Here is a 21,852-nt window from a genome sequence, read left to right on the forward strand (position 1 = left end):
AGTCATCTCCTCGTATTCAGCCGTCATTCATTACGTGAATCAGACGTTTTCCGGATCGGATTTGATTACATTGCCACTTAATTTTTTTGACGTACTTGCTGAATCCATCATCACTGTCATCGAGGCATATTCTTCCTCGCTGAGCATGCTCGGGCTTTGACGCATCAGGTATCCGTACACGCACCCGGAGATGATCAGACCGAATGTCCATGCATTTTGCCACAGGAAGGAAAGTGCCGGGATAAAGAGCCCAAGTACCGGAATCACGATTCCGATCAGCAAGGCATAAATACTCTTCATGTTAAAGCCGGAAGCATAGCTGTATCGACCGTCGCTTTTATACAACTCGCTCAATGCAAGACGACGTTTGCGTACAAACCAATAATCGGCAATCGCAATCCCATCGATCGGACCAAGCAGCGCGCCGTATCCGTTGAGGAAGACGAAAATGTAATTGGCGATATCGCCAACAAGGTACCATGGCTGCATCACAAGCGAAAGCAGACCAGTTAAAATGGCACCGCCGGCAAAGGTGATTTTTTTCGGATAAAGATTTTCTGCCGCACGAGCCGGAGCGACGACGTTCGCAGCAACATTGGTTGTTAAGGCAGCTAGGATAATGCCAATTGTACCGATGAAGATCACAAATGGAGGAAAATGAGAAAGAAGTGCAGCCGGATCCCAGATCGCTTCACCGAAAATAACGACGGTAGCCGAGGTGACCCCAACACCGATGAACGCAAACAGTCCCATCGTGCCGGGAAGTGCGATCGATTGACCAACCACTTGCGCTTTTTGACTTTTCGCGTAGCGTCCGAAATCAGGAATGTTTAGAGCCAAGGTTGCCCAAAAAGCGATGACCCCGGTTAATGCAGGGAAAAAGATGGCTAGGAACGAGCCGACTGAATTAAATTTAGAAGGAGCAGAAAGCATTGGCCCAAAGCCGCCGGCAGCAGTTAATGCCCAAATCAGCAAGGCAAGACCGAGAATGAGCAACACCGGGGCAGCCCAGAATTCCATTTTACGGATGGCTTCCGGTCCGCGATAGGCGATCAATACATTCAGAGCCCAGAATGCAAAGAACGCGATGAACAAGTGCCCGCCGACCTGTTCCCAGCCGGTCATTGAGACAAGCAGCGTATCGATCGCCGCACCACCGTACCAGCAGTTAATACCGAACCAAGCCGCGGCAACGATTGCCCGGGCAATCGCCGGAATATGTGCCCCTTTTGATCCGAACCAAAGACGTGCGAATACCGGATAAGGGATGCCAAACTTCGTACCGGCATGCGTATTCAGCAAGATTGGAATCAGAACGATCAAGTTTCCGAGAATGATCGTGACGATTGCCTGCCACCAGTTCATCCCTAGTGCAATCAGTCCGGACGACATTGTGTACGTCGGGATACAGATACACATGCCTATCCAAAGTGAAGCAAAGTTATATGCCGTCCAATGATGTTCCTTTTTCGTTGTCGGGCGCAAATCTTCATTCAACAGGTGACTGTCTTTAAGCGTTTCAGCAGCTTCGCTGGTCAATGTTACAATACCGTTTTGCTCAACTTGCGTTTTCGTCATGTGTCTTCCTCCCTAATTTAATTTGGAGTTGCAGGCGAACCATCACAAGATCTCGTTCATAGAGGCAAAACCATCACAAAGCTCAAAGCCTTGTTCTCTCTTGATCACGAAAACGATTAAGAAAAGAATCATTGCAAGAATCACGCCGGACTAAGGATGGAAAGCACTGTATCCAGGGCCGCATTCACCCCCTTTGCGCAATCTTCATAGTCCGTAAACTCTTCCTCACAGTGGCTCTTGCCATCCAAGCTTGGAACGAAAATCATTGCCGTAGGAATGTAATCGGCTATATACTGAGCGTCATGACCGGCACCGCTGTACATTCTTTTATAGGTATAACCCAGCTCTTGTGCCGATTGTTCCAACCTGTCGCAAAGCGTCTGGTCAAAGGCAACGGTCTTTCTCCCCCATAATTTTCGAACCTTAATTGTGCAGCCGCCCAAAGTTTCTGGTAGCTCTTTAATCGCTTGAACGACTTGTGCCACAACATTCATATCTTTGTGCCGCGCTTCGAGTGTGAACGTCACTCGATTCGGAATCACGGTATGAATATTCGGAGCCACCAGCATTCGTCCCATCGTATAAACCAAATCAGAATCCAGCTCATTCAGCTTTTTCCTCAGTAGGACGATGGCATCGGTCGCTGCAAACAACGCATCCTTGCGCATGGGCATCGGTGTCGTTCCAGCATGATCTGATGCCCCGGTTACCTCAATCTCGTCATTCACCATACCGACAACGCCCTCAACAATGCCGATCGAACGTGCTTCGCTCTCGAGCACCGGCCCCTGTTCAATATGCATTTCCAAATAAGCGGTCGCTTCCTGTAGTCGATTGGCCGCATCGCCCTCATAACCGCTCGCCGCCAATGCCTCTCCAAAAGTCATGCCTTGCGAATCCATACTTTGCAGCATTTGTGCCTTCTCAAATTTTCCGGAGATGATTCCGGAACACATCATCGCCGGATCAAAACGTGCACCTTCTTCATTCGTGAAATCAACAAGCATGAACGGAATTTTCGGCTGAATGCGGTGGTCATGAAGCGTTCGTGCCACTTCCAGTGCGGCAATAACACCGAGCACACCGTCAAAACGGCCGCCTTTCTTCACCGTGTCGAGATGGGACCCCATCACCAGCGGAGGTCGGTCCTCGCTGCCTGCCATTGTGGCGTACACATTTGCAACATCGTCAACCTTGATACTCATCCCTAGCTCCTTACAACAAGAGACCAGGTAGTCCCGTGCACCGATATCCTCATTTGAAAGCGATAGTCGCGTGACCCCATTCTTCTCAGTGCGCCCAAAATCCGCAAATTTTTCAATTGTCTCCTTCAACCGTTCCGCATTAATCTTCAGCTTCTGTTCCTGCACGAGCGTCCCGCCTCCGTAAAACGATTTTTCCTTGCTGAACCGGCTCAAATGACACGCGTTGTCTCGAACTTCGTTTCACTGTAAAAAAATTATTTTTCATTGCGGTCAAACGTATGGCGCATTTTATGAGCAAACCGCTTAATTAAGGCGTCATCAACTTCGAATCTGCGAACAGAACCTCTTTTTCAAACTGAGTCAAAGCAGCTTCAAAGCGATCCATCGCTTCATTAATTTCCTCTTCGGTAATAATCAGCGGCGGAGCGATCATCACACTCGATTCATGTGAGTAGGTGTAAAAGCCTTGGGCCATCAGCATGCCGACGAATTTTTTCATCAGTCCGACTTTATCCCTGCCGAAATCCATCCCATAGGCGATCAGCGGTTCTTTTGTCTCCTTGTCTTTGACGAGTTCAACTGCCGCGAACAGTCCGATACAGCGCACCTCGCCAACGGATGCAAAACGTTTCAGCTTATCGAGACGCTCTGCCAGAACATCGCCCATCGCCGCCGCGTGATCAATCAAGTGCTCCTCCTTGTACACATCAAGCGTGGCGCAGCCGATTTGTGTGGAGACCGTGTGCCCACTATAGGTCAATCCGGTCATCAGCACATGATCATCGAAATAGTCAGCAATCTGCTTGCTGACAATCACACCGCCAAGTGGACTATAGCCGCAGGTCACGCCTTTGGCAAAAGTCATCATGTCCGGTTCAATTCCGAAATGTTCAACCGCAAACATTTTCCCGGTGCGCCCGAAACCGGCCATGACCTCGTCGCAAATCATCAGGATCCCATATTTCGTGCACAGCTCCCGTACACCTTCCATATAACCCTTTGGCGGAATCAGTACGCCGTTGCTACCTGGAATCGACTCCATGAAAATGGCTGCAATCGATTCCGGCCCTTCATAGAGGATCTGACTGTTGAGACGATCCAGATAGAAAGCTGCCGCCGCTTCTTCACTGTCAAAAGCAATGGATTCCCGGTAAAGGTACGGTGTCTCAAATTTAATGAATCCAGGAAGTCCCGGTTCAACAGTGAAACGACGATTTTCACCGGATAAATTACCGGCACCAAAGGTTGCGCCATGATAGGATCGATAACGTGAGAAGATTTTGTACCGTCCCGAGTACATGCGCGCAATTTTTACCGCGTGGTCATTCGAGTCGGCACCGCCATTGGCGAAGAAGACCTTGGCCATGTTCTTTGGTGCAACCTCAATAATCTTGCGGGCAAGCTCTGCCTTCGATTCCGTCGCAAACCCCGGTGCGGAAAGCGGGATTTCACCGATGTGTTTGAACGCCTCCATCAGCTTCGGATGATTATGGCCCACATTCAGATAGACAAGCTGTGAACACATGTCGTAAAACCTTTTTCCTGTCTCATCCCAGAAAAAAATTCCTTGCGCTTTTTTAATGATCTTAGGATGGACGTCTTTTTGTTTAGACCATGAATGTAAGACATAGTTTCGATCGTCTTCTTTAATTTGCTGGTCATCAAGGTGCTCCATTGCGCCATCTCCAGTCCGCTTTTTCTGAATTAACATAATTTAATGATATAACGATAAAAACAGAAAACAATGAACATTCAGCCAAAAAATAATGTGCACTTGCACAATCGCAAGGCACATTATCGCATCAGATCTTCAATCATAAAGGCCAACTGCAAATTCGTTTTCACAAAAGGATGCCCCAGATCTGCTCCAAGAATCGCTTCAATTTTTTTCACTTTATAAAGGACTGTATTCCGATGAATAAATTTTTTATTAGCAATCGTTGCCGTGCGTCCATCCTCTTCGAGAAAAACACGAAGAAATGGAACAAAATCAGTCTCATGCAGTTGATCATAACGGTACAGCTGCCCAAGATACTTTTGATAAAAGCGCTCAATGATGCGTGGATCGCGCACATCCATAATAATGCGATAGGCACCTAGATCATTAAACTCACAAATCTTCAAATACGGATGACGTTTAGCCAGACGTAGTACCGTCAGCGCTTCCTGGTAACTCCTTTGAGCCTCCATAACCGGGTATTCGCTTCCGCTCCCGATTGAAAGGTTGCGCCACTCTGTCTTCTTGGCGCGAATTCCCTCGGTCAGCTTCATCAGCGGCAAGTCCGATCCGCGTATTTGTACAGTCAAATAAATTAATTGATTCTCCCGATGCATCGATTGCAGCAGTCGGTATTTTCGCGACAGTTCCATCTCAATTCCATAGACGAGCGAAACCGGCAATTGATCCGAATCATACGAACAGACCACGATTGAAAAGGATTGATCCGCCTGCGCGCCGATCTGCTCAAGTTCCGCAGTCACATAAGCACGATCGGGAACGGATTGGAACAACAGCTCTGACAGCAAATCTCTGAAACGGGATTGATTCTGCTCCGCCGCTGCAAGAAACTGAACGGTAATTTTCACGAAATCAGCCACACGATAGCTCCAAGGCATACTGAAAATTGGGAACCGATGGCTATTTGCAAAATCCATGACTTCATTGGGAATGCTCGGAATATATGGACCGACATTCAAGATCACGCCGGATGCTTGGTGATCATAGGTTTTTTTCACCATGGTGATCAGCTTTTCCTCATCATGATCCATGTTGATCCCCGTCGTGACAAGCAGCTCGCCTGCCTTAAAAAAGTCGAATAAACAGTCGCTTTCCATCACATTGACCCCGGAGATCGTTCGCGACATGCCCGCTTCTCCGGCGACCGGTTTGATCGTTGAAAGTTCCGGCAGCATAAACAAATGCTTAAGTGTGATCATCTCATCCCCCCTTACAATCCAAAGAAACATTTAGGAAGTAAAGCATTGAATCAAAAACGAACGAAAGTAGAAACGTAATCAGCCTGTATTAAAGCCTATTCTGACTTGTTTAAAAATTTTCACATCTACTTTGACTATAAATCGATCCGTTTCACATGTCCAATCTCACGTAATAAAGGCATCACCAATAGCTCGGCGTAACAAACTGTCAGGTCGAATCGTTTTTTTTCGGCAGTTCGTCAATAGTCCCTACCTCACACATTTTGTATGCTTAAAAAAACAAGTGATAGAGGAGGTTCACCATGGCGACCATTGTACTCGACCATATCAAGAAGCGCTACGCCAACAGTGATGCACTGACAGTCAAAGATTTCAATCTTTCAATCAAGGATAAGGAATTCATCGTTTTGGTCGGCCCGTCCGGCTGCGGTAAATCCACGACCTTGCGAATGATCGCCGGACTTGAGGAAATATCTGAAGGCGGACTTTATATCAATGATAAAAAGGTCAATGACACCGCCCCCAAAAATCGTGATATTGCGATGGTTTTCCAGAACTACGCCCTATACCCGCATATGACCGTTTATGGAAACATGGCGTTTGGGCTCAAAATTCGCAAACTCAAAAAAAGTGATATTGACAAACGCGTCCGCGAAGCGGCCCAAGTGCTTGGCCTTGAAGAATACTTGAATCGAAAGCCAAAAGCACTCTCTGGAGGACAGCGTCAGCGCGTTGCACTCGGTCGCGCGATGGTGCGCAACCCGCAGGTTTTTCTCATGGATGAACCACTGTCCAACCTTGATGCCAAACTTCGCGTCCAAATGCGTGCAGAGATCGCCAAACTGCAACGGCGCCTGCAAGTGACGACCATCTATGTCACCCACGACCAAACCGAAGCGATGACGATGGCCGATCGCATCGTCATTATGAAGGATGGTGAAATTCAGCAAATCGGTACACCGGAAGACGTCTACAAAAATCCGACAAACATGTTTGTCGGCGGGTTCATTGGTGCACCGCCAATGAATTTTCTTCCGGCAGCCATTTCAGAGCAGGGAGCCTTAATCAGCGATCACCTCGTACCGCTTTCACAAGATACGCTTTCAAAGCTGAGCGACTACAAAGGAAAATCAGTCATTGCCGGAATCCGTCCTGAAGACATTGTTTCCGTAAAGGAAGCGGTTGAAGATGCCTTTCCTGCAACCGTTGACGTTGCCGAATTGCTGGGTTCAGAATCGCTGATTTATACACGTATTGGTGAAACAAGCATTATTATTAAAACAACTGCCGAACATGTACGCAGCGGCGAACAGATTTCACTTGCCCTCAAACCGGACAAGCTGCGTTTCTTTGATGCTGAAACCGAAAAACGCATCCTATGATGACGCAAATTCATAAGGGGCAGACTTCATTGACGCTACGAGGTCTGCTTTTTGTATGATCTAAAAAAGAAGCATATGCAACGTATTGTTTGGAAAGAAACAAACCGTGCTCAGCATCGTCTAAGAACAAGAAATCTTTTGCTTGAACGAACGATCAAGTTGCCTAAGTACAGATAAAAGAAGCGCACGTTCGTTATACTAGTGAAACAGGGAGGGGATCGTTCATGATTGGTATGCATCAGCTGAAAACAATGTATGGAACATCTTTGATCAACGATCCGGCACAGATAGCCGATCCCGAAACGTATCTATGGTTCAAAACGAAAGACGGTACCGTTTTCGGCATCAAACGCGCCCGCCTGTCCGAAAGCGAACAGAAGCTGCTCCATTTCTGTTTCGCTTCTTTTTCACCCGACGCATTGAATCAGACAAAGAAACAGCGCTTTTGGGCGGATCTGCTTTTCAACAACCTGCATCCGGAAAAATGTCCACTCACGCGCGCCTATTTACTTTATATTCAGCTCGCGCAATTCAGCGATCGGCACCGGAATCTTGAATCTGCCTTCCACTCCTACTTTGATCGAATCTATCTAACGACGCTCTGGAAGAACAGCAAACAAGGAATCATTCTATTAAAAAGCGCTCCCGAGGAGCCCCTAGATGAACTGATCAATTTAATCAGCAGTGATTTCTATTGCAATCTGCATCTGCTGTGCATGCCTGTGGATGACTTGAGCACGGTGCACACGACTTACAAAAAAAATTTTGCACTATTCAATAAATCATGTCTGCTTTTTCCTGAACGTCATGTTGTCGCTTCTGCTCATCTACTGGCTGTTTTAGCTGCGGAAGCACTACATGAGCAAAAAAACAGTACGATCACACAACAAGTGAAGCGCTTGCGTGACGTGCCGCCGGAACTCTTGCACAGCGTCACCAGCTATTTTCAGCACAACTTCAACCTTTCCAAAGCTGCAGATGAATTATTCCTGCATCGCAACACGCTTACCTATCGATTGGATCGTGTTTATCAGCTTACCGGACTTGATCCGAAGCACTTTGAAGATGCCGTGATCCTCTCACTTCTGATCGATCTCTATCGCTACGATCAATGGAAGCGATCAGAAAATCCTGACTAAGCCCGTTCCTTGCTCCCGTAGGACGAGGATTGGATCCATCAATCTTGAGTTTGAACGACACTTCAGCTGCTTGCCGAGGGCGATCCGGAAGCCTCCTCGAACATGCAATCTTCCCGAGGGGTCTTCCTTGGCTTGCTTGCCGCGGGCGTCTCTCTCATATCTCAATTTGATTGATTACAGATATGCTGCTTATCCCAGTTTCAGCAAGTTCATGTAAAAAAAAAAAAAAAACAGACCCTAAAATCAGGTCTGCTCCCACGATCAAACGTTTAGAACCGTTCAATAACATCAGCATTTAACTTTTTCAACACGTCGACTGTCAACTTCACCGCCGAAACAAAATCCTCATAGGCAACAAAGCAATAGGAGGTATGCGCATAACGAACCGGCACACTGATCACAACGGTTGGCGCGCCGTGATACAGATTGATCACCGCACCATCATTGCCACCTCCGCTTCGTACAGACTGTTGCGTCGGAATCCCTTTTTCAGAAGCCAGATCAAGGCAGAACTTTTGAAAACGCGGATTTACAATAATCGATGAGTCAAAATGACGCAGCATCGGTCCGCGTTTGAGCCCGGTTTGGATCATATACTCGGGCATCACCGTATCATCCGCCGGCGCACCTTCAAACACGATTGAAACATCCGCATTGATCTTCTTCATCGCGACCTGTGCGCCACGCTCGCCAACCTCTTCCTGTGCAGAAAGCGAGGCTACAACATCAATGTCAAGATCCGATCCATCCAATTCCTTCAGAACTTCAGCCATCACCGCCGTACCGATTCGGTTGTCAAACGCCTTGCCCAGCATTAAACCCTTGGCTTCGTTATACTCGAACGTCACGTCCGGCACAACCGGTGCCCCAATGTCAATTTTGAAATCGCGAACCGCTTCCTCAGCAGAAGTTGCGCCAACATCGATCACCAGCTCGGAAACCTCAGGCAGCCGTTTGCGCTCCTCCGCGGTCATAAAATGAGGCGGTGTGCTGGCGATAATCCCCGATATGTATTGCCCATCGTGATTGCGCACGCGCACCTTGTGTGCCGGAATATTGGCGCGCACCCAGCCGCCGACCGTCACAAAACGCAGCATGCCATTCGGTTTCACTGCCTGAACCATAAATCCGACTTCGTCGCTGTGCGCATCCAGCTGAACAACCGGACGAGCACCATTATTTCCATTTCGCGCCGCATACACATTGCGCATATGATCTTCCTCGACCGAACTGAACGGCTTGACCGCATCAGTAAAAATGCCGGCAACCTCATCCTCAAAACCTGAGATACCGTGCGCATTCGATAAACGTTCAATCAATTGAATCGACTTTTTCTTATCCACAAAAATGCACCTCTCGTCTCTAAAACACCTACATGATAATTTCATTATTATTATAGTATCGTTCAAAAAGAGTTGTCGCAAGAAACATTCTATAGACAACTTTCCAAGACAGAAAAGAGTACCACCGCCATCTTAGTACTCTTTCTCCATGTGCGTCATTCGAAGTCAAACGGAGTGATCACTCCGCTTGTTCACCTGCTGCTTCTCCTCGTCCTTTTCAACAAATCGAAAGAGCAGGTAGCCGGCTACGGTTCCGATTGTATTCAGGATCACATCATTAATATCGGTGGTGCGGTTGGGCAGAAAAAGCTGAATGCATTCAATGATCGATGAGAACAAGGCGCCCATAAACACAAGATGCAGGAATTTGAAGTACGGGTACTTTAACGTGAGCATGCAACCGAACGGAAGAAACAGCAATACATTACCTAGATCATCAATAATAAAGTACTTCATCGAAGCCGAACGAAAATCATCGAACAAATTCAGCGGATTCATGTTCACATTGAAATGATGAACCGGACCGCCATGCCAGTTGCCGGTACCGATTAGACCATGAGGAATCATCGTCAAGTAAAGAACAAAAAGGATCGAAAAGGTTAAGGCAATGTTGATCATTGCTTGTTTTAAACCGTTCATCCGATCCCTCCTCCACACGAATCTTGGTAAAGTTACTATTAAATTAAGTGTTAGGCAACCGTGATTTTTTGTCAAACGAAAACACCCGGACAAGAGTGTCCGAGTGCCGCCTGAGGAACACTTTGACGTCAAAGACGTTTACTCTGAATCAACCTCATCTCCAAAAATCCCTTTGAGATGATCATCAAAGTGTTCATGAATTTTTTTGAACTTCTGATCAAATTCTTCTTGCGTGATGATCCCTTTCTCCATCAATAAGTAGAATAATGCGGTGATACGCTCATAGTTAAGTACAGCCTCAGATCCAAGTTCCGTGATGATCTCGTCATTGCCCATTTTGCCAAACATCCCCTCATAATAATAAGATCTATCAGCAATATGACCCTATGCGCAGGTTGGCATACTTAAAAATTCCTGTGAAAATAAATAATCCTTCTGAATTACAAATTTAATCTGTAATTCAGAAGGATAATTAAGTTTACCATACCATCTCTACGAGTTGTTTAAGTTTACTGACTTCTGTCCTCCCGGTTTCTTTATTCACCAAAGAAGTATACAAGTGAGGAATCACACGTTTTGCTCCATGGGCAAGGCACACTTGGACAACGTCATGAACATTCTCAACAGTCAAGCCACCCGTTGGTTCAAAAGTTGTAATACCACTTGCAACAGCAGCATCAACCATAGCAGCAACTTCATCTAATTTTCTATCCCCTTTAATCGGGAAAAATTTGACGGATTGTACCCCAATTTCCGCTAACAAAGCGGTTGCTGCTTTACAGGAAACTTTTTCTTTGTAGTTTTTGCTATATTCTCCAGTTGTTATGAACACTTTTCCAACCTCACCAGAAGGTTCTACTAAAGCATTAATCAATGTTTCTTTGTGATTTAAGTAGCCTAAAGTGTAGCCAGACGCAGGAAATACTTGATTGACGTGTGGAGGGAGTGTCGCTTTCGACACATCCGCTACACGCTTCCACATTGCCGGATCACCAGCACCTAAACCTACTGAAACTCGAATATTTTCTTTTTGATAGGATTTCACACGCTCAATCGCTTCTTCATTTGTAGGGAAGTTTTTTACCATGACACCAATGAGTACGCGACTACCTGCTACTTCCTTTAAATCCTTTGCATTTTGCAAATCCTTAGCCAGAACATTAAAGATAACTTCAGTCATGCTTACTCGCCCCTTGAATAATTGATTTAATGGTTGACATAATTGTTTCTTCCTGCCCATTTTTTAGTGTTCTTGGATCTATAGAAAGAATCCCTTGATCAATAAAATGATGTCTTACATAAATAGCAGGGTTGTGCTCAATTAAACGTTTATTGATTTGTTTCGCTGTTATTTTTGTGACTTTTGAGTGAACCTTAATTTGTGCCCGATAGATTTCTCTGCCGGCATCATCTTTTGTTACCGTACAACTTAAACCGTCGATTCTGTCTAATACATTGCAAAGGTAGGTCATGCTCGCAATTTGCTCCTTGACATGATGATTCTTATTGCGATACTCACGCAGAGCAATCGCTAATCCTGCCAAGTTTTCTTTACCTATTTTCATCGCTCGTCCAATACCTTTATACTGTTCTCGTGCAGCAATCATATATTGAGATTTACCAGCCATGAATCCTGAAGTTGGTCCCTCAATTGCTTTCCCGCCACTGTAAAGCACAATATCAACACCTAAAGCAATGTATTTTCTTAAATCCTCTTCCGCAGCTGCATCCATGATCAGCGGGAGACAATGTTTATGTGCCAGCGCCACCATTGTTTCCAACGACTGTCCCTGTTCTTGCAATACGTGATGAGATTTAACAAACATCAATGCAGCCGTTCGCTCATTGATGGCTTCTTCAATATGTTCATACGCAACAACATTTGAGGCGCCAACCTCGATTACCTTTCCACCACCAAGTCGAATCATTTGTACTTCGCTGCCACCATAATTTATAACATGACCTTTTTGAATGATAATCTCATTTTTTAACCCTTCTGTATTCGGAATTCGTTCGATGAGAGGTAACTTTCCTTCTGTAATGATCGCAGCAACCGCGATGGCTATTCCTGCTGAGGCACTGCATGTCGGACAGCCATCTTCTGCACCTGTCTCCTCTGCGATTACTCTGCTAACAGCATTAATCATCTGTTCAATTTCAACAAAGTTTTGTGTACCATCTTTTACCGCTTCTGCAACAGTAGGACTCGCTGTTGAAACTCCTATAGCTGTCATTTTTCCACTCGCATTAATTACATGTTTTAAATTCAGTTTATCTAATAATTCCATGATGGCACCTCACTTGATTCCAATGGGGAAGAATATTCCAAGAACCATCGCTCCTAATATTGCACCTCCAGCTACTGGCTTCTTCCAAAAATAAAAAATGGCCGCACCAGTGATGGAACCAAATCCAATTGGAATAGAAGCAGAGCAAGCACTTAGTACGATGAGTGGGCCAAGAAATTTTCCAGACAGGTTCCCTGCACCCATCATCACATCCGCACCGAATGTTGAATTCGAACTACCAACCGTGAATTTTCTGATTCCAATAATAATATATCCCACAACAAGACCAAGAATTGATCCAGTAATCAAAGCAAGCGGGAAGTTTTCTAATGGCAGTTTAAAATTGACAGCTAACATTAATGCAGGAATGCCTACACCTAATCCAGTTAAAATTGATCCACCTAAATCCAATATACCAACGAGTGAGCCTTCCAAAATTCGTGCAAATAAAAAACTTGTGCCGAATGCTGCGGCAGCCCCAAATCCACCACCAGCGATTCCTGCCTGTAACAAAGCAATAACGGCTACTTCATTAAATGCACCAACATGATAAACGTAGTACATATGCGTGCCGGCAAAGACTCCTGCAGAAATAAGACTCACAAAAATCGGAAACGACCAATCTGCAAACCAAAAACCTTTTTCAGCATTTTGTGACTCATTACTGGTAGAATCAATATGACTTTTCACTTCTTCACTATGTTTTTCATTCATTTCATCCATTATTTACCACCCGCTCCCATCATTTGATGTAACCCTTGCAGCCAACCAGGAACACCTAATTTAAATTGTTGTAAGAGTGTTAGATCGAATCCTCTGAAAAAACCGCTGAGAACAAAAAGAATGATGACCGAAACAAAGAGTGTTGTCGTTAGTCGACCCCATCCATTTTCATCAACACCTTTGCCAATCAAAATACCCAAAACAACCCCCGGAACTGCGTTTCCCATGATTAGATGCGCCAACCCGCCAAAGATTGTTCCATACACCCCAGTTCGCTTTCCAGCATCGAGTGCAGCCAACCAGAAGAGCACAGGCATAACCGGATTAATCAACAAATTGGCAGCTGGGACAAGTACCTTGATCGCAATAGCCTGAAGCGATTGCGGAATAGCAGCGGATGTAAGATTCAGAAAAGAAACAACAATAATACCAACAACCATACCTGAGATAGCCATCTTTTTAGGATTATGTAAGGTTGTCTCAATCGGCTTTCCCTTTCTGCACCAAACAGCGGCTGCCCAGTTTGGGATAATCCGATGAGAGACATCCTGACTAAAGGTTCCTGCACCTACCGCTGAAGCCCATGCATTGAAAAAGAACCCTAGTCCAAAAGAAAAATGACTTGCCGAATCACCTGCACAGGCATTGAGTTCGCCAAGAGTTCGGAAGGAACCCATTCCTTGTACAGTCGGTGCATGAAACATTCGAGCAGCTCCTGCACCAGCTGCGAACCCTACCAATCCACCAATAATGATTGATTCAATAAGGATTAACGTAAGTGTCATTGTTCTCCTCCAATTTTATTGACTATTTTCTTTAGATTCTTCTTCTGTTCATCCATTTTGAGAACAAATGGGATTTTACCGACCTCTAATAGAGATACGTTTACCTCTACTTCAAGTACTACATGGAAGATTGAACGTGTTCTTCGAAAAAAAAACAAAAGAAATCGTTCAGTAAACTGTTTCTCAGTCGCTTGAATAACAGTTACATCAAAAGGTTCAATGCGAAGAATCATGCTGTCCGGGAACTTTTTCATTACTGTCTTTTGAATTTTATACAAGGCTTTATTTATTGCTGTTTGTTTTGAATCACCTTTCCCTTCAACACGAATGTTTGAACGAAACATATTCATCTCTCATTCCTCCTTAATCGTTTTATAGGCAAGTGTAATACGCTTTCCTAGTTCCTCAACGTCATTAAAACCAAATCCCAATGCTTTTTTCCCTTGCTTTACAGCGGTTTCTCCTTCCTCAATTGAGAGCATGCCGTATTGCGCCGGATACCCATACTTGTTTTGAGCAGTAATCGCACCAGCACCACCACTTCCACAAAATGAGATCCCCAAATCAGCTTTATTTTTGTACATAATGTCCCCAAGACGCATATCTGCTCCTACTCCTGGAATCAGGATTGCAGTTCCTCCTGCCTTTTGCACACCTTTTGCTACATTTTGACCTTTGCCGAGCCGATCACCAATTACAACAACAATCTTTTCTGCCATTTTATACATTTCCTTTCGATTGTTCCGTTTCAACATTTTCAAAATGGATCGATAACAAATACTTTTCGTCATCATTTAAGCCATTGATTAAATGACAAATACTAGCTGCCAATTCCAAATTATGTTCAGATATTTCGGAAAAAAGATCTTTGTTTTCAACAACTATTGCATTCTTGCTTATACTCCTTTGAATCATGCCGGATACATGTGAAGCAATACCCAGTAATTGAGTCTGGTTTAAAATAATAGATCTTGCTTGCAAACAACGTTTAATTTCATTAATAATTCGATCAAAAAGAATAGTGTCACCACTTCGTTTAGAAAATTCATAATACCTAACTTTCCAATCATTTTCGGTCATAATTGATACACCGCCCGTCCAGATCGTATCGTCATGAATGGTGTGATGACCTGGTGACAGAGAAGTTCATTACCATTTGAATCAAAAAATGATGTTGGATTTTGTTTAACATCAAATAACGTGACATCCGCACGTGTACCATATTGAAAAGTGCCTTGTTCTTTTAAATTGAGTGCTTTTCTTGATCTCGAAGTTACAGACTGAACAACGAATGGCAATGAAAAGCCTAACTCTAACAGCTTTGACATTGTTGTCATTAAGCTACCTACAGGTTTTTGAATATTTTTATCATAAGCATCCGTACTACTTGTAAAGTTGTAACAGTATTGTTTCTTAAAATAGCGCATCGTTTGATAATTAAAACTGTCCGATCCATGACCGATGTCGAAAAGCACACCACGTTTCAAGGCTTCCAGCGCTTCGGGAATCAACAAATGATGCTCATTTAATATTCCATGCTCCTTTCCGTGAAAAGCATGAGTGACAATGTCTCCCTTTTTGAGTAATGGGAAAATATCCGGTAAGTACGGAGGAGGATTTCCGATATGTACCATAATGGGTACGCCAAGTTTATCAGCCAATTTTCTAGCATGCACAAGTGGCTTAACATCTTGGTCTTTTGTAACTGATCGGCTCATTCGTGCTTTGATTCCCACAAGTGATTTTTCGTTCATGAAAATTTCTTGCGCTTCTTCAATATTCATCAGATCTTCAGGATCTGCCAGTTCACTTAGATTTCTAGTTAAGCCCTTCTTAGCAATATTTAAGAAAGCCAAAACCTCGGTCTTATGGTTACGAATGACATGATCACGAAAAGCATCGAACACATCAAATCCGGAACTACCGGCATCGACAATGGTTGTAACTCCTTGAGTAATACCAACACGATCTGCATCAATGCTGATTTTCGCATGCTCATTGAAAACATGAACATGAAGATCAATAAATCCTGGCGACACATAATGATTTTCTGCATTAATGACTGTTGTCGTAGAGGTATCAAGCTGATGAGCGGGAACAAAAACGCCATTGCGTATTCCAATATCTTTTTTTACAATTCCCAATTCCGGTTTATCCGGATCAATTACTTGTCCACCGATGATTATGACATCATTAGTCGTTAACATAATAGTACCTTCTTTATTTACAAAAATATTGAAGCAAAGCCAAAAATTCAGACTCTTGAAGAAATAATTGATTCTTTTCCAGTACCTTTTTCAATTTGATTATCAATTCGTCACTTATCTCAGGATCGATTTCAGTTCCAACTAAATCATATTGTTTGTTATAAAAATAGCGATTTACCATGAGCAGAATATGGAGAAACAACCCTTTTTGTCGCGTCTTGTGCAGCTGAACTGATAATTCCTCAACTATTTGATCGTACACCTCAAAACCTTTTAGTATGATTTCCTCTGTCATTGCTTCACCTGATCTCGGAATAGTGACGATATCATCTGGAACAGATAACGCACGATCAGCCGGTATCTCGTCTAAAATTTGATCAACTTTTTCCTGAATCATTTGATAATCAATGTCCTGAGGCAATGTGGAAATTACAATAACCTGTTTTGATGTCTCAATCGGAAAGATGCTAATGATCAGGTCAATATTATATTCCCTGCACATACGCTCAACATCCATGATGGAACAGTAAGCAACCATTTGAACATTGGTAATATGTGTTTCAAGCCGATGTTTAATCAGACGCGCAACACCTCTACCTGTTGAGCAAACATAAAGGGCACGGACTTTTTTTGCCACTGTTTTCATTTCTTCGTAGGAAACAATGAAATGCAGCACAATGAGCGAAACAAAAGATTCTTGAACAATCTGCTCATTCGAGATAAATTTTTCACAAGCTTGATAGACATGTTGAAAAAGGAGCGGATGCTGCTGTTTTATTTCTAGATTCATAGGATTAAAATCATTGCTTGATAATTGATTCTTGCCCATGCGAAGTGACAAATGCGCAAAAAGATTATCGTGAAGTTTAGAGTCATTTGCAAACGGTAAATTTTCTTTTTCAGATACAAATTGAATGATCTGTTCCGTTAATTCAAAAGGATCAATGATTATATTATTAAAGTTCAATTTACCAAAACAGTACGTGTATTCATTTTCTAGTAATGGGAATGATAAATCATGGTATACATTTTCGACTATATCCACTATTTTGAGATCATAACCACCATCCAGTTTGGTACGATCAAGAAGCTGATAACCGCCCATTGTATAACCAAGTTGCATCCTCTTTAGCGAAATCGTCATTCGAAGGATCAAGGTAAGAATATCTGTTTTATTTTTTGATTCAAAAACACCCTCATCAAAATAGTGAGATACTCTTTTCTCTACAATTTTATAGATTGCATGAATTTGCTGATCAAGCATGTGGTAAAAGTGATAACTATCTCCATTACCCATAATTCCTTCCGTTAGTCGATAAACCTCATAATTATTCATGCTTTCCATAATTAAATGCTCCAGCATTCGGCGAACACGAATTTCTTCACCAACTAATGAATATCCTTGTCTCTTAATTCTTAGTAACTCAACCCCCCATCGTCTTGCAGAATCAGATACCTTCCTAATATCGTTCAATATTGTGTTTCGACTGACCGTAAATTCATTGGCAATATTTTCTGCTGTAATTGCACGATTGCTGAACCCCAAGAAAACAAGGCTTCGATTTACTCTTGTTTCCTGATTGGAGTATAATTGTGTGTGCTCCAATTTAAATAATTCATTTCTCAATTCAAGTAATTTTTTGGGTTCACATTCAATCCAATATCCTTTTCTCGGTTGAACAATCAGTTGTACCCCATGCTCATTGAACCAATTTTTAATCTTTTTAAGATCATATTTAATAGTTCGGAGACTTACCTGATATTCATTTGCCAAGATTTTTGCATTAATGACAGTCGATGAATTAAGTATCTGATTCAAAATTTGAAGTCCTCTAACACCTAACATCTGCCCACTCCCATGGTTTATCCTGAACTTCATAAATAGTATAAGAAATCAGTTATTTTAAGAAAAGACAAAGTTCTTGCACATGACTAGTGCAACTCAAGCCTATGTATGTTAGATTTTATCACATCATCAAATAAAACATATATTAAAATAGTTCGCATATTTCTCGATTTCCGACCAATTATCGAACATATTTATACAAACAGATATATTTTTTTGCATTTTATCGGTGCAAAACGAAATCAATAGTGCTTAATCATGTGATAAAATCAGTGTTTATGAATCTAATAATAAATTTTATACCGACAAAGGAATCGAAACTAAAGAGATATTTCTGAGCATGGCCAAGTTATGTGTGTCCAATCTTTTTCCTTTCCGTCTTGTTGCAACATATTTTAAAAAACCTCAGCACCAATTAGAGGCTGAGGTTTTCCTTCTTTCGAATCACATTATTTGTTATTAATAATATGGACTATTTCTTAGAGAGCACTTAGATTCTCCGGAATGGTTTGTCCCCCATCAACAACAAGTGTTTGTCCAGTAATATAATCTGCCTCTTCAGAAGCAAGAAAAAGGACAGCATGAGCTATATCGGCAGGCGTTCCCAGTCTTTTTAATGGAATTGAACTGGCCATTTGGGATAAATAATCTTCACCCAACTCGGCCAAGCCCTCTGTCATGATATTTCCCGGTAAAACAGCATTAATGGTAATGTTGTTGGAAGCGAGTTCCAAAGCTGCACTTCTCATAAACCCTAACTGTGCTGCTTTGCTGGCGCCATAATGAGAAAAGCCTTTATATCCAGTAATTGCCCCGGTTATCGATGAGGTGATGACCACTCTGCCATGAGGAGATTCTCTCAAATAAGGGAGACAATATTTCACAAGAGAAAAGGTACCGCGAACATTGGTATCCATGACCTCAGACCATTCTTGATCACTAATCTCCTCCAATAGTGTTGTTGGAAAAACGCCTGCATTTGGACATACAATATCTATTTTTCCATAATAGTCGGCAACAGCACCAGCAGCTTTCTTTATAGAGTAACTATCACTCACATCTCCAGAGAAAAATTTTGCACTACCACCATTTTTCGTTAGTTTATCAATAGTCGCTGGCACACTATGTCGGGAAATAATCGCAACATTTGCTCCATGTGCTGCGAACGCTTCGGCAATTCCCAAACCAATTCCTTTTGTCGCACCTGTAATCAAAACGGTTTTCTTATTGAATGAATAAGACATTATGGTGCCCCTTTCAATCCTAGTTAGAAATACATCGGTTATTGATGCAACTCGGGAGGCAATTGACGAAATCCCTTCGTTTTAACTGCTAAAAAGACTACTCCTAGTATCAACCATATTGTACCGATCAAAAGCGCCATGCGATCCATGCTTACCCAAACATAGGCGATTACCGCAAACCCTAAAAGCGGCAGAATTAGGTAGCGTAAATGTTGCCATCCTTTGGGTTTTATTAAATGCTCATCATTTTCTTTCAACGAAGAACCTTTTTTCTTGATATAGTACAACCAAATTACAGATAGATTCAATGCAGCAAATCCGAATAAAGCACCATAATTGACTAAATTTGATAATGCAGTGATGTTGGCACTGATGCCTAAAACAAATTCAATCGTAACAATGATAATAATATTCCAGTGAGGGGTCTTCCACTTTTTATTAATACTGGCGAATATTTTCTTAGGGATCAAGGAGTCTCGTCCCATACCATACAACAATCGTGCCCCCGCCGCTGTGGCCACCAAATTAAATACTGCCATTTCTGTTAAAAAGCAGGCGGTGTAAATCGTTGTGATCAGTTGTCCGCCAGTCATCTGTGTGACTTGAAACAGCGTTGTTGCCACCCATGTTTCATTATTAATATGGGTTGCCCAGTCTGGAATAACAAGCATTCCGACGTACCCCGTAGCGACCATCGTAATTGTTCCAATACCCACACACCAGTAAATAGCTCTGGGGATATCTCTTTTAGGATGTTTTGTTTCCTCGGCTAGTGTTGTTATGGCATCAAATCCAAGAAAACTAAAAACGGCCAGTGAGGTAGCCGTTGCTAAAGCTGAAAAATTAGTAAATTGGAGCGGCTCAACGCTTAAAATTGAACCTGTTCCAACTCCGTTTGATTGAACGGCATGCGCCCACACAAGAATGGTCATCCACACAATAAATTCCCCAGCAACGAGTAGCCACAGACCTAATTTTGATAATAATTCGATACCGAACAGATTCATCAGCCCTATTCCCAAAGTAAAGATTGCAAGCAGTGACCAATAAGGCATAGATGGAAAATATTGTTGTGCAAAATAAGCTGCACTGGCCGAGGTGACGGTTGGTATCAAAACATAGTCCAAGGTTAATACCCATCCACTAACAAAACCGAGATGAACATTACATCCCCTGCCAACATAGTTATATACGGATCCTGCAAGGGGAAAATTCTTAACCATTGTTGAATAACTGATTCCGGTCAACAACATTGCAATACCCGCAAGCAGATAGGGCAAGGCAACCGTTCCGCCAGAGATGCTGAGAAGCGAACCAAAGATAATAGCTGGGGCAATCGGCACCATATAGTTTAATCCAAAGGCTGTTAGCTGCCAAACATTCATCGTTCGATCAAGTTCTTGTTTATAACCATATTTCGAAAGTTCAGTCGATTCTAAACGTACAACTTCACTGTACTCTTTTGCCATCGCTCATGCCCTCTTTTCATTCATTTTTTACTCGTTATGAAAATAATTTCAGATAGTATTTAGCTAATCTTTCGGTTTTAATGGTAAAATCTCTTCCCATTTCTTTTGCTGTTTCAGTATCCGAATGACTGCCGACCCACCCAAGCAATGCAAGTCTTCTCATCATGATAAATGTAGGAATCTCATGTTCTTCTTCTAAGGAAAGATAGCGATGTTTTCTGTACCCAGACAACCACAATTTAACCAATTTGGGGACATAATCCATGTGCTCAATAAAACTGAGTGAAGCAGCTAAATCGTATAGATACCAGCTAAAACCACAATCATCAAAATCAATGACCTTTAATTTCTCACCTTCTGTTAATAAATTGACCGTACGTAAATCAGCATGAATAAGCCCAAATCGATCATCATTTACCCCAAAACGTTCCAACCGCTTTTGAATAATATCAGCGACACGCTGAAACACATTCATTTTCTGATCATCAATGCCTAAGCCTTCTTGCCATCTCCCCCACTTCGCATCCACGCCCAACGTTGTTTCATAATTCCATACCGGGCGCTTAAAATCACCTAATCTGATCAAATTTTTGCTATTAATATTATGAAATTCTGCTGCTATCTCACCAATTTGCTCAAAGTATATTGGTAAAGCATTAAGATCATCATCGAGTGACTGTCCAGATAGGAAGGTAAATAGGACACAGTAATAGATGGCATCACTTTCATCACTTAACAATTTTTGAACATACTTACCATTGATTCCTTTAACTACATCCGGAATCTCTATTTTGGATTCCTTTTTGACAATGCTCATCCACGCCAATTCTGCTTCAACTTCACCATTATTATGATAATCCGGTTTCCCCACACGTAAAATAAAGCGCGTTTTACTGTCCCTCTCTTCAATCAGATACACAACATTTTCAGAGTAATTTAGCGGACGTACAACTGCACGCGGATCTATTGCATAATTAGCTAAAGCACGCGATGCAATTTGGTCATATTGATTGAAGATGGCTTGCTGCTGATCTTGTAAGATTTTAGCCACTAATAAAACCTCCTCT

At 42.8% G+C, this 21,852-nt stretch carries 21 protein-coding genes; 2 read left to right on the top strand and 19 right to left on the bottom strand.

From position 1 onward, the window contains the following. Nucleotides 1-39: 39 nt before the first annotated feature. The 4 genes from SIN01_RS03110 to SIN01_RS03125 form a co-directional block, all read right to left on the bottom strand. Nucleotides 40-1,578, bottom strand: coding sequence for an NCS1 family nucleobase:cation symporter-1 (locus tag SIN01_RS03110; protein ID WP_141305947.1), 1,539 nt, complete (start codon nt 1,576-1,578; stop codon nt 40-42). Nucleotides 1,579-1,718: 140 nt separating this feature from the next. Further along, nucleotides 1,719-2,948 (bottom strand): Zn-dependent hydrolase, encoded by a 1,230-nt coding sequence (locus SIN01_RS03115; protein ID WP_028975800.1) that lies wholly within the window; start codon nt 2,946-2,948, stop codon nt 1,719-1,721. A 142-nt stretch (nt 2,949-3,090) separates the two neighbouring features. Next, complete coding sequence (locus SIN01_RS03120) at nt 3,091-4,458, bottom strand: aminotransferase class III-fold pyridoxal phosphate-dependent enzyme (RefSeq protein WP_141305948.1); 1,368 nt, start codon at nt 4,456-4,458, stop codon at nt 3,091-3,093. Between the two features lie 119 nt (nt 4,459-4,577). Further along, nucleotides 4,578-5,720, bottom strand: coding sequence for a PucR family transcriptional regulator (locus tag SIN01_RS03125; RefSeq protein ID WP_170214986.1), 1,143 nt, complete (start codon nt 5,718-5,720; stop codon nt 4,578-4,580). A 302-nt stretch (nt 5,721-6,022) separates the two neighbouring features. Here SIN01_RS03125 and SIN01_RS03130 point away from each other — a divergent pair, with 302 nt between their 5' ends. Both SIN01_RS03130 and SIN01_RS03135 read left to right on the top strand, forming a co-directional pair. Continuing rightward, the gene (locus SIN01_RS03130) at nt 6,023-7,102 is read left to right on the top strand and encodes an ABC transporter ATP-binding protein (protein ID WP_141305950.1); all 1,080 of its coding nucleotides are present in this window, start codon (nt 6,023-6,025) and stop codon (nt 7,100-7,102) included. A gap of 224 nt (nt 7,103-7,326) precedes the next feature. Next, a complete protein-coding gene (locus tag SIN01_RS03135) occupies nt 7,327-8,241 on the top strand; it encodes a PucR family transcriptional regulator (RefSeq protein ID WP_141305951.1) in 915 nt (304 codons plus the stop codon). Between the two features lie 269 nt (nt 8,242-8,510). Here SIN01_RS03135 and SIN01_RS03140 read toward each other — a convergent pair whose 3' ends face one another. The 15 genes from SIN01_RS03140 to SIN01_RS03210 form a co-directional block, all read right to left on the bottom strand. Further along, nucleotides 8,511-9,584, bottom strand: coding sequence for a M42 family metallopeptidase (locus tag SIN01_RS03140; protein WP_141305952.1), 1,074 nt, complete (start codon nt 9,582-9,584; stop codon nt 8,511-8,513). A gap of 165 nt (nt 9,585-9,749) precedes the next feature. Beyond that, a complete protein-coding gene (locus SIN01_RS03145; RefSeq protein WP_141305953.1) occupies nt 9,750-10,223 on the bottom strand; it encodes a VanZ family protein in 474 nt (157 codons plus the stop codon). A gap of 138 nt (nt 10,224-10,361) precedes the next feature. Beyond that, on the bottom strand, nt 10,362-10,559 hold the full coding sequence (locus SIN01_RS03150; RefSeq protein WP_028975797.1) for a hypothetical protein: 198 nt from the start codon (nt 10,557-10,559) through the stop codon (nt 10,362-10,364). Between the two features lie 142 nt (nt 10,560-10,701). Beyond that, nucleotides 10,702-11,403, bottom strand: coding sequence for a KDGP aldolase (locus tag SIN01_RS03155; RefSeq protein ID WP_141305954.1), 702 nt, complete (start codon nt 11,401-11,403; stop codon nt 10,702-10,704). After that, nucleotides 11,396-12,511: a DgaE family pyridoxal phosphate-dependent ammonia lyase gene (locus SIN01_RS03160; RefSeq protein ID WP_141305955.1), complete on the bottom strand. Its 1,116-nt coding sequence runs from the start codon at nt 12,509-12,511 to the stop codon at nt 11,396-11,398. Before SIN01_RS03160 ends, SIN01_RS03155 begins: the two co-directional genes overlap by 8 nt. A gap of 9 nt (nt 12,512-12,520) precedes the next feature. After that, nucleotides 12,521-13,225, bottom strand: a complete 705-nt coding sequence (locus tag SIN01_RS03165; RefSeq protein ID WP_141305990.1) for a DUF4310 family protein — start codon at nt 13,223-13,225, stop codon at nt 12,521-12,523. Nucleotides 13,226-13,233: 8 nt separating this feature from the next. Beyond that, complete coding sequence (locus SIN01_RS03170; protein WP_141305956.1) at nt 13,234-14,019, bottom strand: DUF4311 domain-containing protein; 786 nt, start codon at nt 14,017-14,019, stop codon at nt 13,234-13,236. Further along, nucleotides 14,016-14,369 (bottom strand): DUF4312 family protein, encoded by a 354-nt coding sequence (locus SIN01_RS03175; protein WP_141305957.1) that lies wholly within the window; start codon nt 14,367-14,369, stop codon nt 14,016-14,018. Before SIN01_RS03175 ends, SIN01_RS03170 begins: the two co-directional genes overlap by 4 nt. A 3-nt stretch (nt 14,370-14,372) precedes the next feature. Then, nucleotides 14,373-14,738: an SFCGS family glycine-rich protein gene (locus SIN01_RS03180; RefSeq protein ID WP_141305958.1), complete on the bottom strand. Its 366-nt coding sequence runs from the start codon at nt 14,736-14,738 to the stop codon at nt 14,373-14,375. Nucleotide 14,739: 1 nt separating this feature from the next. Then, entirely contained in the window at nt 14,740-15,099 is a 360-nt protein-coding gene (locus tag SIN01_RS03185; RefSeq protein ID WP_141305959.1) for a PRD domain-containing protein, read from the bottom strand. Then, nucleotides 15,096-16,226: an amidohydrolase/deacetylase family metallohydrolase gene (locus tag SIN01_RS03190; RefSeq protein ID WP_141305960.1), complete on the bottom strand. Its 1,131-nt coding sequence runs from the start codon at nt 16,224-16,226 to the stop codon at nt 15,096-15,098. The genes SIN01_RS03185 and SIN01_RS03190 overlap by 4 nt, the downstream gene beginning before the upstream one ends. Nucleotides 16,227-16,239: 13 nt before the next feature. Then, nucleotides 16,240-18,072, bottom strand: a complete 1,833-nt coding sequence (locus SIN01_RS03195; RefSeq protein WP_170214988.1) for a BglG family transcription antiterminator — start codon at nt 18,070-18,072, stop codon at nt 16,240-16,242. Nucleotides 18,073-18,551: 479 nt separating this feature from the next. Continuing rightward, nucleotides 18,552-19,316 (bottom strand): 3-oxoacyl-ACP reductase FabG, encoded by a 765-nt coding sequence (gene fabG / locus SIN01_RS03200; RefSeq protein WP_141305962.1) that lies wholly within the window; start codon nt 19,314-19,316, stop codon nt 18,552-18,554. A 38-nt stretch (nt 19,317-19,354) separates the two neighbouring features. Then, entirely contained in the window at nt 19,355-20,785 is a 1,431-nt protein-coding gene (locus SIN01_RS03205; RefSeq protein WP_141305963.1) for an APC family permease, read from the bottom strand. Nucleotides 20,786-20,819: 34 nt separating this feature from the next. After that, on the bottom strand, nt 20,820-21,836 hold the full coding sequence (locus SIN01_RS03210; RefSeq protein WP_141305964.1) for a phosphotransferase enzyme family protein: 1,017 nt from the start codon (nt 21,834-21,836) through the stop codon (nt 20,820-20,822). Nucleotides 21,837-21,852 lie beyond the last annotated feature (16 nt).

This window comes from Sporolactobacillus inulinus, from assembly GCF_006539285.1.
GTDB classification, from domain to species: domain Bacteria; phylum Bacillota; class Bacilli; order Bacillales; family Sporolactobacillaceae; genus Sporolactobacillus; species Sporolactobacillus inulinus.

Bases quoted from the DNA above. Each gene is read 5' to 3' on its own strand.
- SIN01_RS03110 (WP_141305947.1), bottom strand. From the start codon at position 1,578: ATGACGAAAACGCAAGTTGAGCAAAACGGTATTGTAACATTGACCAGC.
- SIN01_RS03120 (WP_141305948.1), bottom strand. From the start codon at position 4,458: ATGGAGCACCTTGATGACCAGCAAATTAAAGAAGACGATCGAAACTAT.
- SIN01_RS03125 (WP_170214986.1), bottom strand. From the start codon at position 5,720: ATGATCACACTTAAGCATTTGTTTATGCTGCCGGAACTTTCAACGATC.
- SIN01_RS03130 (WP_141305950.1), top strand. From the start codon at position 6,023: ATGGCGACCATTGTACTCGACCATATCAAGAAGCGCTACGCCAACAGT.
- SIN01_RS03135 (WP_141305951.1), top strand. From the start codon at position 7,327: ATGATTGGTATGCATCAGCTGAAAACAATGTATGGAACATCTTTGATC.
- SIN01_RS03145 (WP_141305953.1), bottom strand. From the start codon at position 10,223: ATGAACGGTTTAAAACAAGCAATGATCAACATTGCCTTAACCTTTTCG.
- SIN01_RS03150 (WP_028975797.1), bottom strand. From the start codon at position 10,559: ATGGGCAATGACGAGATCATCACGGAACTTGGATCTGAGGCTGTACTT.
- SIN01_RS03155 (WP_141305954.1), bottom strand. From the start codon at position 11,403: ATGACTGAAGTTATCTTTAATGTTCTGGCTAAGGATTTGCAAAATGCA.
- SIN01_RS03160 (WP_141305955.1), bottom strand. From the start codon at position 12,511: ATGGAATTATTAGATAAACTGAATTTAAAACATGTAATTAATGCGAGT.
- SIN01_RS03165 (WP_141305990.1), bottom strand. From the start codon at position 13,225: ATGAATGAAAAACATAGTGAAGAAGTGAAAAGTCATATTGATTCTACC.
- SIN01_RS03170 (WP_141305956.1), bottom strand. From the start codon at position 14,019: ATGACACTTACGTTAATCCTTATTGAATCAATCATTATTGGTGGATTG.
- SIN01_RS03175 (WP_141305957.1), bottom strand. From the start codon at position 14,369: ATGAATATGTTTCGTTCAAACATTCGTGTTGAAGGGAAAGGTGATTCA.
- SIN01_RS03180 (WP_141305958.1), bottom strand. From the start codon at position 14,738: ATGGCAGAAAAGATTGTTGTTGTAATTGGTGATCGGCTCGGCAAAGGT.
- SIN01_RS03185 (WP_141305959.1), bottom strand. From the start codon at position 15,099: ATGACCGAAAATGATTGGAAAGTTAGGTATTATGAATTTTCTAAACGA.
- SIN01_RS03190 (WP_141305960.1), bottom strand. From the start codon at position 16,226: ATGTTAACGACTAATGATGTCATAATCATCGGTGGACAAGTAATTGAT.
- SIN01_RS03195 (WP_170214988.1), bottom strand. From the start codon at position 18,072: ATGTTAGGTGTTAGAGGACTTCAAATTTTGAATCAGATACTTAATTCA.
- fabG (WP_141305962.1), bottom strand. From the start codon at position 19,316: ATGTCTTATTCATTCAATAAGAAAACCGTTTTGATTACAGGTGCGACA.
- SIN01_RS03205 (WP_141305963.1), bottom strand. From the start codon at position 20,785: ATGGCAAAAGAGTACAGTGAAGTTGTACGTTTAGAATCGACTGAACTT.